Genomic DNA, 12,146 nt, shown 5'->3' with positions numbered 1-12,146 from the left:
GAAAAAAATAGAAGTATCCAATTAGAAGACGGGAACAGCTGGAAAAATCATGGCTCTCCATCCTTCATCAGAAGGGGAGGTTGAGTTCGCACAGCCTGAGCCTAAATAATGAAACCAAAAACATTTTTAGTCGTCTTAGTAGTAAGTGAAAAATGTGGTGAGGCAGTTGGGGAGAATGGCTGGCCAGAAAATGAAGGCCTAGAGAGCAAAGTTGAATGGTTCCAGAGACTATTTAAAAGAATAATGATTGTAAAAAGCAACCGGGACGAATTCATCCCGGTTGCTTTCATTAGGTATTAGCGATAGTTGATGAACTGAACATCAACTGTAAGGTCTGCTTCCTTGACTGCCGCAATGATGCGCTGCAAGTCATCGCGGCTTTTTGCGGTTACCCGGATTTGGTCATCCTGGATTTGGCTTTTTACCTTTAGGCCGCTGTTTTTAATGATGGTGTTGATTTTCTTTGCGTTGTCCTTGTCAATGCCCTGAACGAGCTTTGCACGCTGGCGGACAGTCCCGCCGGAAGCACCTTCCATTTTTCCGTAATCAAGATTCTTGATTGGCACACCGCGCTTGATCAATTTGCTGAGGAGAACATCCTTCAGCTGGCCCAGCTTGTATTCATCATCCGATACTAGCACAAGCTCTTCCTTATCAAGCGTTACCTGGCTTTTAGAGCCCTTAAAGTCATAGCGGGTTGAAATTTCTTTAGCTGTCGCTGTCAGTGCATTCTTTACTTCTTCGAAATCAACTTTGGATACAATATCGAATGAGCTATCTTTTGACATGTGGTACCTCCGATACAATTTTTCTTTCCTTGTTCCATTATAGTAGAATATAAAAGGTGAAACAACAAATGGCACAGGAGAGGGAAATTTCCAAACGGAATACCCTTGTCCCAGGATTAAATAGATGGAGGTTAAAGAAATGGCATTAATTGAACAGGTAGGACAGACAGTTACCCTCGAGGTGGCCAGAACAGCTGCTTATGGATATTTTTTAACAGATGGAGAAGAGGATGTCCTGCTTCACAGCAATGAAGCAGCGGAAGAGTATGGAGAAGGGGACAAGGTTGAAGTGTTCCTTTATCCAGATTCACACGGCAGAGTCGTTGCAACATCGAAAATGCCTTCAATTAAGGCAGGGGAATACGGCTGGCTTAAGGTAGTCGACACCAAGGCGGGAGTGGGTGTGTTCCTTGATATTGGCATTCAGAAGGACATTCTTCTTGGTGAAGAGGACTTGCCAGTACATAAGTCCATCTGGCCGACAGTTGGCGACATGGTCTATGCGACTATTCGCGTCAACAGGCAGTACCGGCTTTACGCAAAGCTTGCGACAGACCCTGTGATACAGGAGATTTCATCAAAAGCAACACGATCTGATTTTAATAAAAATGTACAGGGCCATATTTACAGGACCGCAAAGGTTGGAAGTTGGATCTACACTATCGAGGGATACCGTGGCTTTATCCATGAATCACAGCGGGCGGAGGAACCGCGCCTTGGACAGATGGTCGAGGGAAGGATTATTGATGTCAAGGAAGATGGCACTGTCAACGTGTCGCTTTTGGCACGGAAGCAGGATGCGCTTGATGAGGATGCAGCTTCAATCTACGACTACTTGCTTTCGAGAAATGGCGCAATGCCGTTTAACGATAAAAGCCAGGCCGAGGATATTCAGGAGCGCTTTGGAATAAGTAAAGGTGCGTTCAAGCGTGCGCTTGGGAAATTGATGAAGGATGGAAAGGTCTATCAGGAGGGTGCCTGGACGTATAAGAAAGAAGAATAATCATTTTGCTGCCGGATCCAATATAGTGGGTCCGGTTTTTGTTTCGTCAGATTAAGTAGCAAACTGTGACCAGTTAGTCTCTGAGTAGTACTAGTGAAATACAGCTATATCTGAACCGGACTTAGTGAAAAAGTGTGGTCCCGGCGAATAGTCATTTCTAGTACTACTCAGAGTACGACTATAATTTCTCACAGAATAACTAGTAAGTCTCTGAGTAGTACTAGTGAAAAACAGCTATATCCCAAACCGAATTTAGCGAAAACTTGTACTAAATCCGAGCAGCCACATCCCAGAAAAAACGAAAAGGCCCGATCAATACGGGCCGTTCAACTTTACAAATGATCCGTTTTTTTAGAATACGAATCCCTGCCAGCTTTGCGGTTCTTTTCGCGCATCATGTTCTTTTCGTGGCGGAGCGCGTTATTGTCTTTTGCCTTTTTGTCATTGTCTGAAGTGTGGGGCATAGTAAAAACTCCTTTCCGGGAAATACAGTCTTAGTGTCTGTATTGCCAGAAAGGAGTATGCAAGACAAGTGTTTTTGCCAAGAAAAATCAGGATTCGGGGAGCTGGTTCAAAAAGAAGATCGCAATGGTGCCAGGGCCGGTATGTGCGCCAACTGCAGCGCCAATCTCAGTAATAAAAACTTCCTTTGGTGTGAATGCTTCCACAATCATTCTCTTCATTTCATTCGCAGTTTCAAGGTCATCGGCATGGCTGATTCCAATCACTTGCTGATCCATATCGCGGCCCCGCTCTTCCATCACTTCAATCACACGGCGCAACAGTTTCTTTTTGCCGCGGATTTTTTCAATAGGAACGAGCTTGCCGTCCTCCACATTGAGAAGCGGCTTAATGTTCAATAGTCCGCCAAGAAATGCGGATGCCTTGGAAACACGTCCGCCTTTGGCCAAATGATCGAGGTCTTCAACAGTAAATAAGCTTTCCATATGTGTGCTGCGGAACTCAACATCGGCGAGTATTTCTTCCTTGGTAGCCCCTGATGCGGCAAGCTTGGATGCTTCAAGGACGATCAGGCCATAGCCGAGAGATGCATTTTTTGTATCAACAATCGTTAGGTTGAAATCCGGATATTTCTCTTTAACCTGCTCAAGCATCATCACAGCGGTCTGGTACGTGCCTGATAGTTCGGATGAAAATGCTATGTAAATACCATCTTCCTTGTTTTCTGCCATTTCGGTAAAGGTTTTTTCAAAACCTGCAGGTGAGGCCTGTGATGTTTTTGGCATTTTGCCGTTCCGGATCGCTTCAAAAACCGTCTTTGATGAAATGGTACGTACATCCTCGTATTCTTCCCCGTCCAGATGGACTTTCAATGGGAAAAGGCCCACCCCATTCTCTTCATAAAATGACAGCGGCAAATCGCAAGCACTGTCCGCAAATAGTCTTACTGACATAAAATTCACCTGCTTTCAAATCTCATTCTCTTTCCTCAGTTTAGCGGTTTTACCTAAAAAATACAATGAAGTTCGGCATAATTAACCTAAAACGGGAAATATACAAAGAAGGATGAAAGGAGAAAAAAATATGTATTGGCTTCACGCAAAGAAATTATCGATCGTTATTATTGGATCATTTCTAAATGCCATTGGCATGAACTTATTTTTAATCCCGGCGGATGTATACGCTTCAGGATTCACCGGTGCGGCACAACTTCTCTCAAGAATATTGACAGGAATCACCCCATTTTCCATTTCAACTGGCTTCTTGGTGCTGATCCTGAATATTCCGGTTACCATCCTTGCCTGGAAAAAGGTTGGGAAGTCCTTTACCATTTACAGCTTTATTAGTGTTGTCCTCATGTCATTTTTCCTTGAATTAATCCCAATAAGGCATATCTCAAATGATATCCTTTTAAACGCGGTTTTTGGCGGGGTGATCGCTGCGGTTGGAATTGGGATTACCTTGAAGTGGGGGGCATCCACGGGCGGACTCGATATTATTGCGATGGTTCTTTCGAGGGTAAAGGACAAACCAGTCGGAATCTATATTTTCGCACTCAATTCCATCATTACAATATCGGCAGGTTATTTGTTTGGTTGGGAGAAGGCACTGTATACGCTGGTGAATCTCTATGCTTCAACCAGGGTCATAGATGCAATCCATACCCGTGCCCAAAAACTCACCGCCATGATTGTTTCGAAAAAAAGCGACGAGTTAAGCAAAGCGATTCAATCAGCCCTGGTCAGGGGTATAACAGAAATTCCGGCCAAGGGAAGTTATACCAATGAACAGAAGCAAATCCTAATGGTTGTCATTACCCGCTATGAGCTGTTTGATCTTGAGCGGGTTATTAAACAAATAGACCCGAAGGCATTTACCAATATTATGCCAACCACCGCTGTACTTGGATTGTTTCGGCGCGACTGATGTATTTTTTCAGCCAGAAAAAAAGAACATATGAATGGAGCCAATATAACGATATGGAGGGATATGTTTGAATCTGCTAATTGCTGCCTGGCTGCTTCTTTCTTTCTGGCTGCCGGTTACTCAAAACCAAGGAAACCCGGGCCAAGGTATTTCAGTGGCAATCCAGGCCGAGCCCGGTACAGAGGCCGCCCAGCTAACGATTACAATTACGAATGCAACAAACGCACCGGTGAAGCTTGAGTTTCCAACATCGGAATTCTATGAAGTCGTGGTTCTCGACAATAGTGGAAGTGAAGTCTATTCATCCTCGAAAGGAAAAGCCTTTCTCCAGGCATTCCAGTATATAACGATTCCGCCAGGCGGATCGAAGCAGTGGAAGGAGGCCTGGAACTATTCGGCAGATGGAATTCGGGTTCCTGCGGGGCTCTATAAAGCCACTGTAAATGTTAAAGCTGTAAAGCTTAGCGGGAAGCCGGTAGACCCTCAAGGGATGGAAGCTTCTATCGATATCAAGGTGCCTGGCAAAGAGCGCGATTCCAGATCGGAAGCACCTGGGGAAAACACTGTTTTCCATGAAATAAACGTAACTGGTTCCAATGGCAGCTATACAGTGACAGGGAAGGCCAGGCCACGGACAGGAGAATTCTTTTACACGGTTGAAGATGGCCATAACCAGCTGATAAAAGAAATGAAAGTTGTGTCGGGGAGCAAATACCCCGATTGGGCCGAATTTGAATTAAAGCTGACGATTCCAGCCAAACAGCTCCCTAAAAATGGCACGCTCATATTGAATTTATATGAAAAGACTGCCGGAGGATCGATTACAGGAGAGCCAGTGGCCATCGTCCTTCAGCAATTTAGGGGAACCAATTAGGAATAGAAAAGGCCGGCTGCTGTGCCGGCCTTTCTTCGCTCATTGTGACGCACACAACTGCCCGTATAATCTACTGTTCAAGGTTATCAAGCCTTGATTGCATTTCGCCAAGCTGGATTTGCTCAGCCCTTGTTGAATTGGCATAGGCAGAGCTAAGCGCATTTTTCGCTTTGGCGATTGCCTCCTGCCTTCCTTCCGGCGATGCAGTCAGCGCGGCAGCTGTATAATGCCTGGCTTGCTGAAAAAGTTGATTCGCCATCCGTTATAACCCCCCGTTTGCGTTTTCACGGGCATTGGCCAATTTACGTTCTTCAGCCTCGGCAAACGTCATATGGTACGGGATGCGCTGGCTATGCCTCTCTACTGAATCCGATCCTTGCTTTACAAAGCGCCTTGATCGTCGACCCATTCGAAATCCCTCCATTTATGAGCTGATGAAACAGAAAGCTGTTTCATTGCTAGTATGCTCTTATGGGGCAATGCCTAAATAGGAAAACGATGACAGGTAATACGAATACAATGGAAAAATAAAAGCCCAGCCAACTGTGGCGGGCAAGGAAAAAACTGATTAATATATTTTTGTTTTTAAATTCAATGTTTCTTCAAGGTACACACCAATCCCATCTTCCTGATTGGTTAATGTTATATCCTTGGCAATGGTCTTTAGGGCATCAATAGCATTCCCCATGGCCACGCCTTTACCAGCATACTCAATCATTTCTAGGTCATTGTCCTCATCTCCGAAAGCAATGACACGTTGCTGCGGAATGCCGTAAAAGTCTGCAACGCGCTTCACTCCGACAGCTTTATTCATGCCGGATTTAATAATTTCAATAACATGCCACGGAGCCGCCCAACTGCGGTGGTCAATCACCTCGGCATGGACCTCGCTTAGATGAGCCCGGATTTTTTTAACATCTTCTTCCTCACTGTGAATCAGCATAGCAGTTGGGGAATCCTCAAGTTTCTCTGCAAGGTCGCCGGATGTAATTTTCGGGTTGCCAAAGGTAAACAAGTCAATCAGCTTTTCATCGTGATAGTGGAAATACACATCATCAATGACTTCAGCGATAATATTGTGGAATGTGAAATTCCGGCATGCCTCTACGATATCCTTCGCAGTCTTAATATCCAGAGGAGTGTGATAGGCACCCCAGCTATGGTCAAGAGGATGATGGACGAAAGCGCCGTTAAAGTTAACAATTGGAGTTTCAAGCCCGAGCTCGTGATAATACATTTCGCTGGAACGGTACGGCCGGCCTGTTGAAATCATAACGATATGGCCTTCAGCTTTCGCCTTCATTAAAACATCTTTCGTCTTTTCTGAGACGACCTTGTCATCCGTAAGCAGCGTCCCGTCTAAATCAAGTGCGATCAAGTGTTTTTCTGTCATGGCATCTCCTTCTCAAAATGGGGAATTTGCATACAAGTTACTTCTTTATGATTCACGCTGCAAAAATGATACACTAAGGTTGAGACTTTAATCACAGCGGTTATAATCATCATGTTACCAATAAAACAGCCAAGGTGTAAAAAAATTCACACCAAACGGATTTTTTATCCGATATAATGCAAATATGTGGGAGGGTTTTTCAGTTGATCGGAATAAGCAAGGAAGTTGTAAACAGTATTCCCGTCCTGCATGTAGTTGATGAGCACCTGCAGGCGGAACGTTTGCCATTTGTCATGTTCGTGCATGGTTTTGGGAGTGCAAAGGAAAACAATCTCCATATTGCCTATTTACTTGCTGAGAAAGGCTTTCGGGTAGTCCTTCCAGAAGCTGTTCACCATGGTGAACGTGAACAGGGCCTCTCTCAAAATGAGTTATCCATTCGCTTTTGGGATATCGTAATAAATACAATCCATGAAGTAAATGGCGTGAAGGACTTTTATGTAAAAAAAGAACTTGCCGACCCGGACCGGATAGGGCTTGCCGGCACATCAATGGGCGGGATTATTACGCTCGGGGCGCTGACAAAGTTTGAGTGGGTTCGTGCAGCCGTAAGTTTGATGGGCTCTCCAAGTTATTATGATATGGCTAATTGGCAAGTTTCCGAGCTGAAAAGGCTCGGCTATGAGCTTCCACAATCTGAAGAGGAATTAATGGTTCAGCTTGAAGCATTAAAGGAATACGACCTAACGCTTCAACCGGAAAAACTGGCAGGCAGGCCTCTATTGTTCTGGCATGGCCAAGCAGATACGACTGTTCCGCACCGGTTTGCCTGGGATTTTTATAAATCACTTCTTGCTGGCAAAAACGGGCAAGGCGACGTGAAATTTATATCCGAACAGCACGCTGGCCATAAGGTGACACGACAAGGTACATACGGCCTTGTGGACTGGTTTAGCCTTCATCTCGGAACTGGAATTTCACAGGATGAAGAGCAGGTAAATATGGGTATTGAAATAGTAAGTAATGTATAGAAATCAAACTAACGTAAGGAGCGATAAAGATGGATCAAGAATTAAAAGACAGTATTATGGGTGCACTCGAGCTTGTTATTGACCCGGAACTCGGAGTTGACATTGTTAACCTGGGATTGGTTTATGATGTAACAATGGATGAGGAAGGCGTAGCCACGGTAACAATGACATTGACATCAATGGGCTGCCCGCTTGCGGGAACGATTGTTGATCAGGTAAAGCGTGCGCTTGCTGATATTCCGGAGGTTAAGGATACAGAGGTTAACATTGTGTTCAATCCGCCTTGGAGCAAAGAAATGATGTCCCGTTATGCAAAAATCGCATTAGGAATAAGGTAATTAGACGGAAGGCAGGCTAATGATATGAAGAATAAGGTTATACTAGCCAGCTCCAACCAGCTTGGCAGAGGGGACGAGCAACTTGGTGTCAATGTGCTCGAAACTTTTTTCACATTGCTGAAGCAGCGCGATGAACTTCCAAGAGCAGTTTTCTGTATGAACTCCGGAGTATACTTGATGACCGATGATTCCTTTGTGTCAGTCCATTTGAAGGAGCTTGAGCAGAAAGGCGTCGAAATCCTTGCCTGCAAGACGTGTGTCGAGCATTATGGACTCACAGACTCGATTTCAGTTGGGAAAATTAGCACAATGGGTGAATTCGTCGAACTTTCCGCAAAATATGAAATAATGACCATATCTTAAAAACAGCAGCCAGTGCGGCTGCTGTTTTTTTGCTGAAAAATGCGAACAGTGCCAGGCACGCCCCGGTTTTTCTTGTTTCACAACCAAATGTTCCACGACTCTCCAAAGATTCATACCTCTTTCAAATATACACATGTTGTTTATGTTGTATTCTTTCACAAATACGTCAAAGAAACCTCTCCTGATGTGACCTACCTCACATTTCCACTATCCATACAGTTTTATAATAACGAGTAACAAGGCTAGTAACTGCCAGCCAATTAGGAGGCGTTTTTAATATGGCATTTGGTCCAAATATGGCTTTTGATCCTGAACTAATAATGAAAAAGAATCCATTCGCAAGGGATTTTAATGAAAATCCATTTATTGTTATATGGGAGCTGACGCGTGCGTGCCAGCTTAAGTGCCTGCACTGCCGGGCAGAAGCTCAATATATGCGCGACCCCCGCGAACTAACATTTGAAGAAGGCAAGAATTTGATCGATCAAATTTACGAAATGCAGAACCCAATGCTGGTATTTACAGGCGGGGATCCGCTGATGCGAAAAGATGTATTTGATATTGCCAAATATGCTGTCGAAAAAGGTGTCCGCGTTTCGATGACACCAAGTGCGACACCAAATGTAACGAAGGAAGCGATTGAAAAGGCGAAGGAAGTCGGCCTTTCCCGATGGGCATTCAGCCTTGACGGCCCTAATGCTGAAATACATGACCACTTCAGGGGAACTGCGGGAAGCTTTGATTTGACCCTTGAACGGATTAACTATTTGCATGAGCTTGAAATTCCGATTCAAATCAATACCGTCATTTCAAGGTACAATATCGACTACCTGGAGGAAATGGCTCAGCTGATGGAAGAACTGCAGTGTGTGCTGTGGAGCGTATTTTTCCTTGTTCCAACTGGAAGAGGACAAGAAAGCGATATGATATCCCCTGTACAGCATGAGCATGTATTCCGCTGGCTGTACGACCTGAGCAAGCGTGTTTCATTTGATATTAAAACAACAGCCGGCCAGCATTACCGGCGGGTTGTCATTCAGCAGAAAGCACGCGAAGCCAGGCAGCAACGAGGAAAAATCGAGTATCTTGATGCATTGACCGAGCATGGCCTGACCGGTTCGATCGATGGCCTTGGCCGTGCGCCAAAGGGAGTAAACGATGGAAATGGCTTTGTGTTTATATCCCATATCGGTGATGTGTATCCGAGTGGATTGCTGCCAATCCAGGCAGGAAATGTGAGGGAAACCCCGCTTGCGGAAATTTATCGAAACTCGCCAGTATTCAAGTCGCTGCGCAATCCGGACGAATACAAGGGCAAATGCGGTGTCTGCGAATTCCGCCATGTTTGCGGCGGTTCCCGCTCAAGGGCTTACGCCATGACTGGGGATTACCTTGAGAGCGAACCGTTCTGTGTATACATTCCTAAAGCAATGAGAGAAAAAGCAAACCAAGCATAAATGAAAAACAGGAAGCCCTCAGCTTCAGGGCTTCCTGTATTTGTATCGAATGAAAGGGGCGTCGAAACACCCCCTGCAGGTTAGACGTTATTCAATACTGCAATAAACCGCAGGACAGTTTTCGCAGCCAATTTCAAGCTTAAGGTAATCAAGATCATGAACAGTAATTTTCCCTTTTTTAATTGTGACGATTCCGTCCCGCTTTAGTTCGCTTAAAATTCGATTCGTGCTTTCCCTGGATGTACCGCAAAAATTAGCTAGATCCTGGTTTGTAAGGGGTAAATCAATTAATATGCCATCATCCTTGTGAATGCCATAGCTGTTGGTCATTCGGATCAGCGTAGAAAACAAGGCTCCCCGTTTACCGTTCAGGACAAGGTCACGAAACTTCGTTTGTGTTTTCCTGAAATGGTCACTCATCCATTTCATGAATTCAAAGGCGAGGGCGCTGTTTTGGAAAATTTCAGTTTCAATGATTTCCTTTCGGATAGCCGCGACTTCGGCTTCCTCAATAACTTTTGCGCTAAGAAGGTATTTCGGATTGGCGGTAAATAAAGTCAGCTCACCGCATATATCATTTTCCCCGCAAATGCGAAGTGAAAGCTCACGGCCATCTGACGTAATCTTAGAGATTTGAATTTTTCCAGAAAGAACGATATAGAGTTCCTGTGCCTCCATGCCTTCCTGAAATAAAAATGTGCCGCGTTCCGTTTTAAACTTCCGGTCTGCAAAGTGAAGAATCTCTTTTATTTCAATTGAGTGGGTTGGTTTCATTACTTTAACAGCACCCATGGCAGCCACCTCTTTGCTTAGGATTTTTGTAAGTCCGTCTGTGATTTTTGTTACTATCATTCTACATCAGCTCAAAAGGTTAAAAACTGATTAACAATGACAATATAGTGAAAACCTCAAATAATAGGCAGAATCGGTGAACATTCTTTGACAACTGCTTTTAAATAGGCAAAGACGTAACCCAACAGAGTCTATCTATGCTAAAATAAGAAAATAAAGTAAACAATATGTATATGTTTAAATTAAGTTTAATAGTATATAAATTTTCCTTGAATGGGTTTAGCGATCGTAAAGTTCTTTTTACTGGTAACCAGGCGTTAGTGTGAGCATATACACCAAGCTTTGACTGAAAACAAACCCCATATATTGGAGTTGATAAAGTGGATAAAACCATTATTAAAGATAAATTGAACAGGCCATTGAGGGATTTGAGGATTTCGGTCATTGATCGCTGCAACTTCCGCTGCCAATATTGCATGCCGGCTGATAAGTTTGGTCCTGATTTTGTGTTTTTGCCAAAGGCTGCCCTGCTTAGCTATGAAGAGATTGAAAGACTCGCAAATATATTTGTCAGTCTTGGTGTCGAAAAAATCCGGCTTACAGGCGGCGAACCGCTTCTGCGCATGGACTTGCCGATTCTCGTTGAAAAGCTGTCAAAGATTGAAGGATTGAGCGATATTGGGCTGACAACGAATGGAGTCTTGTTGCCTAAGTTTGCGGAGCAGTTGAAAGCAGCGGGTCTGAAACGTGTGAACGTCTCCCTTGACAGCCTAGACGACAAACTTTTTGGTGAAATCAACGGGAGGAATGTCGGGACTAAACCTGTTCTTGACGGAATTGCCGCTGCACGCAAAGCCGGCCTGGGTGTAAAGGTAAATATGGTTGTCAAAAAAGGCCTGAACGATCAGGAAATCATCCCGATGGCTGAATACTGCAAGAACAATGGGCTTCAGCTTCGCTATATTGAATTTATGGACGTCGGCAGCACTAATGGCTGGAAAATGGATGATGTCGTTACGAAAAAGCAGATTTACGAAATGCTTTGTGAAAAGTATGAGCTCGAGCCTGTAGATCCCGCATACTTTGGTGAAGTAGCCAAGTTGTATCGATATAAAGGGACAGATATGGAAGTAGGCTTCATAACCTCAGTATCGGAATCATTCTGCTCAAGCTGTACACGGTCACGGTTATCAGCCAATGGCCAAATCTTTACTTGCCTTTTCAACGGAAATGGCCACGATCTGCGCAATTTCATGAGAAATGGTGCCACAGATGAGGAAATCGCCGAGCGGGTTACATCGATTTGGAACGGCCGCGCCGACCGGTATTCGGATGAACGGACCGAAGAATCAGCCGCCACTCGCAAAAAAATTGAAATGTCTTATATTGGTGGATAGATATAGAAAAACTGCCCGGAGCAAGAGCTTCGGGCAGTTTTTTAGTAGGATTAAAATCCGCACCACAATCGGGCCAAAAATTTATCACCCGTTTTCACCATTTTATCGCCCTGAACGAACCATATATCGCCCCTATTCACACTTCAGACACATCCCGGCAACACGTAAACTCTATGAAACGAAATATAACTCTACTATAAAAAGTCCAGCTCGTATTGGTCACTCAATTGACGACAGTGCACTCAATTTTTTTACCATAAAGTCGTCAAGAACTCCTATTGACGACTGTGCACTCAATTTTCTCACCGGCAGGGTCGTCAAG

The 12,146-nt window shown here is 44.4% G+C and carries 16 protein-coding genes; 9 read left to right on the top strand and 7 right to left on the bottom strand.

Going from position 1 to position 12,146, the window contains the following annotated elements:
• Nucleotides 1-108: 108 nt before the first annotated feature.
• Nucleotides 109-300 (top strand): hypothetical protein, encoded by a 192-nt coding sequence (locus A8F94_RS17675; protein WP_066203305.1) that lies wholly within the window; start codon nt 109-111, stop codon nt 298-300.
• Here A8F94_RS17675 and A8F94_RS17670 read toward each other — a convergent pair.
• Entirely contained in the window at nt 297-788 is a 492-nt protein-coding gene (locus A8F94_RS17670; RefSeq protein ID WP_066203303.1) for a YajQ family cyclic di-GMP-binding protein, read from the bottom strand. The two genes, A8F94_RS17675 and A8F94_RS17670, sit on opposite strands and share 4 nt — an antisense overlap.
• A gap of 139 nt (nt 789-927) precedes the next feature.
• On the opposite strand from A8F94_RS17670, the gene A8F94_RS17665 reads away from it, so the two are divergent.
• Nucleotides 928-1,791 carry a CvfB family protein gene (locus tag A8F94_RS17665; protein ID WP_066203300.1) on the top strand — a complete coding sequence of 288 codons (864 nt, stop codon included), beginning with the start codon at nt 928-930 and terminating at the stop codon, nt 1,789-1,791.
• Between the two features lie 332 nt (nt 1,792-2,123).
• Here A8F94_RS17665 and A8F94_RS25135 read toward each other — a convergent pair whose 3' ends face one another.
• Together A8F94_RS25135 and A8F94_RS17660 are read right to left on the bottom strand one after the other, a co-directional pair.
• Nucleotides 2,124-2,255 (bottom strand): DUF3941 domain-containing protein, encoded by a 132-nt coding sequence (locus A8F94_RS25135; RefSeq protein ID WP_077247798.1) that lies wholly within the window; start codon nt 2,253-2,255, stop codon nt 2,124-2,126.
• A gap of 87 nt (nt 2,256-2,342) precedes the next feature.
• The gene (locus A8F94_RS17660; protein ID WP_066203298.1) at nt 2,343-3,206 is read right to left on the bottom strand and encodes a DegV family protein; all 864 of its coding nucleotides are present in this window, start codon (nt 3,204-3,206) and stop codon (nt 2,343-2,345) included.
• Nucleotides 3,207-3,336: 130 nt separating this feature from the next.
• Between A8F94_RS17660 and A8F94_RS17655 the strand changes: the two genes are divergently transcribed.
• Together A8F94_RS17655 and A8F94_RS17650 are read left to right on the top strand one after the other, a co-directional pair.
• Complete coding sequence (locus tag A8F94_RS17655) at nt 3,337-4,179, top strand: YitT family protein (protein WP_066203295.1); 843 nt, start codon at nt 3,337-3,339, stop codon at nt 4,177-4,179.
• A gap of 67 nt (nt 4,180-4,246) precedes the next feature.
• Nucleotides 4,247-5,053 carry a BsuPI-related putative proteinase inhibitor gene (locus A8F94_RS17650; protein WP_066203292.1) on the top strand — a complete coding sequence of 269 codons (807 nt, stop codon included), beginning with the start codon at nt 4,247-4,249 and terminating at the stop codon, nt 5,051-5,053.
• A 70-nt stretch (nt 5,054-5,123) separates the two neighbouring features.
• Here the strand turns inward: A8F94_RS17650 and A8F94_RS17645 are convergent, their stop codons facing one another.
• From A8F94_RS17645 to A8F94_RS17640, 3 genes are all read right to left on the bottom strand, one after another.
• On the bottom strand, nt 5,124-5,312 hold the full coding sequence (locus A8F94_RS17645; protein WP_066203289.1) for a DUF3813 domain-containing protein: 189 nt from the start codon (nt 5,310-5,312) through the stop codon (nt 5,124-5,126).
• Between the two features lie 3 nt (nt 5,313-5,315).
• The gene (locus tag A8F94_RS25875; RefSeq protein WP_175384459.1) at nt 5,316-5,462 is read right to left on the bottom strand and encodes a hypothetical protein; all 147 of its coding nucleotides are present in this window, start codon (nt 5,460-5,462) and stop codon (nt 5,316-5,318) included.
• 159 nt (nt 5,463-5,621) lie between these two features.
• Nucleotides 5,622-6,446 carry a Cof-type HAD-IIB family hydrolase gene (locus tag A8F94_RS17640; protein ID WP_066203287.1) on the bottom strand — a complete coding sequence of 275 codons (825 nt, stop codon included), beginning with the start codon at nt 6,444-6,446 and terminating at the stop codon, nt 5,622-5,624.
• Nucleotides 6,447-6,649: 203 nt separating this feature from the next.
• Here A8F94_RS17640 and A8F94_RS17635 point away from each other — a divergent pair, with 203 nt between their 5' ends.
• The 4 genes from A8F94_RS17635 (at nt 6,650) to A8F94_RS17620 (ending at nt 9,635) form a co-directional block, all read left to right on the top strand.
• Nucleotides 6,650-7,477, top strand: a complete 828-nt coding sequence (locus tag A8F94_RS17635; RefSeq protein ID WP_066203284.1) for an alpha/beta fold hydrolase — start codon at nt 6,650-6,652, stop codon at nt 7,475-7,477.
• 29 nt (nt 7,478-7,506) lie between these two features.
• On the top strand, nt 7,507-7,815 hold the full coding sequence (locus tag A8F94_RS17630; RefSeq protein WP_066203281.1) for a metal-sulfur cluster assembly factor: 309 nt from the start codon (nt 7,507-7,509) through the stop codon (nt 7,813-7,815).
• 24 nt (nt 7,816-7,839) lie between these two features.
• Entirely contained in the window at nt 7,840-8,178 is a 339-nt protein-coding gene (locus A8F94_RS17625; protein ID WP_066203279.1) for a DsrE family protein, read from the top strand.
• 320 nt (nt 8,179-8,498) lie between these two features.
• Nucleotides 8,499-9,635, top strand: coding sequence for a TIGR04053 family radical SAM/SPASM domain-containing protein (locus A8F94_RS17620; RefSeq protein WP_066204049.1), 1,137 nt, complete (start codon nt 8,499-8,501; stop codon nt 9,633-9,635).
• A gap of 87 nt (nt 9,636-9,722) precedes the next feature.
• On the opposite strand, the gene A8F94_RS17615 is transcribed toward A8F94_RS17620, so the two are convergent.
• A complete protein-coding gene (locus A8F94_RS17615) occupies nt 9,723-10,409 on the bottom strand; it encodes a Crp/Fnr family transcriptional regulator (RefSeq protein WP_066204047.1) in 687 nt (228 codons plus the stop codon).
• Nucleotides 10,410-10,807: 398 nt separating this feature from the next.
• Between A8F94_RS17615 and moaA the strand changes: the two genes are divergently transcribed.
• Nucleotides 10,808-11,824: a GTP 3',8-cyclase MoaA gene (gene moaA, locus A8F94_RS17610; RefSeq protein ID WP_066203276.1), complete on the top strand. Its 1,017-nt coding sequence runs from the start codon at nt 10,808-10,810 to the stop codon at nt 11,822-11,824.
• The last annotated feature ends 322 nt before the right edge of the window (nt 11,825-12,146 follow it).

Origin of the sequence: Bacillus sp. FJAT-27225, from assembly GCF_001685025.1 — a bacterium.
Taxonomy (GTDB): domain Bacteria; phylum Bacillota; class Bacilli; order Bacillales; family Cytobacillaceae; genus Bacillus_D.
Note: the sequence above shows the minus strand (reverse complement) of the source record. Positions and strands in the feature narration are given on the sequence as shown.

Coding starts and splice junctions, on each gene's coding strand:
- A8F94_RS17665 (WP_066203300.1), top strand. CDS start 928: ATGGCATTAATTGAACAGGTAGGACAGACAGTTACCCTCGAGGTGGCC.
- A8F94_RS17640 (WP_066203287.1), bottom strand. CDS start 6,446: ATGACAGAAAAACACTTGATCGCACTTGATTTAGACGGGACGCTGCTT.
- A8F94_RS17670 (WP_066203303.1), bottom strand. CDS start 788: ATGTCAAAAGATAGCTCATTCGATATTGTATCCAAAGTTGATTTCGAA.
- A8F94_RS17645 (WP_066203289.1), bottom strand. CDS start 5,312: ATGGCGAATCAACTTTTTCAGCAAGCCAGGCATTATACAGCTGCCGCG.
- A8F94_RS17655 (WP_066203295.1), top strand. CDS start 3,337: ATGTATTGGCTTCACGCAAAGAAATTATCGATCGTTATTATTGGATCA.
- A8F94_RS17620 (WP_066204049.1), top strand. CDS start 8,499: ATGAAAAAGAATCCATTCGCAAGGGATTTTAATGAAAATCCATTTATT.
- A8F94_RS17615 (WP_066204047.1), bottom strand. CDS start 10,409: ATGAAACCAACCCACTCAATTGAAATAAAAGAGATTCTTCACTTTGCA.
- A8F94_RS17630 (WP_066203281.1), top strand. CDS start 7,507: ATGGATCAAGAATTAAAAGACAGTATTATGGGTGCACTCGAGCTTGTT.
- A8F94_RS17675 (WP_066203305.1), top strand. CDS start 109: ATGAAACCAAAAACATTTTTAGTCGTCTTAGTAGTAAGTGAAAAATGT.
- A8F94_RS17660 (WP_066203298.1), bottom strand. CDS start 3,206: ATGTCAGTAAGACTATTTGCGGACAGTGCTTGCGATTTGCCGCTGTCA.
- A8F94_RS17625 (WP_066203279.1), top strand. CDS start 7,840: ATGAAGAATAAGGTTATACTAGCCAGCTCCAACCAGCTTGGCAGAGGG.
- A8F94_RS25135 (WP_077247798.1), bottom strand. CDS start 2,255: ATGCCCCACACTTCAGACAATGACAAAAAGGCAAAAGACAATAACGCG.
- A8F94_RS25875 (WP_175384459.1), bottom strand. CDS start 5,462: ATGGGTCGACGATCAAGGCGCTTTGTAAAGCAAGGATCGGATTCAGTA.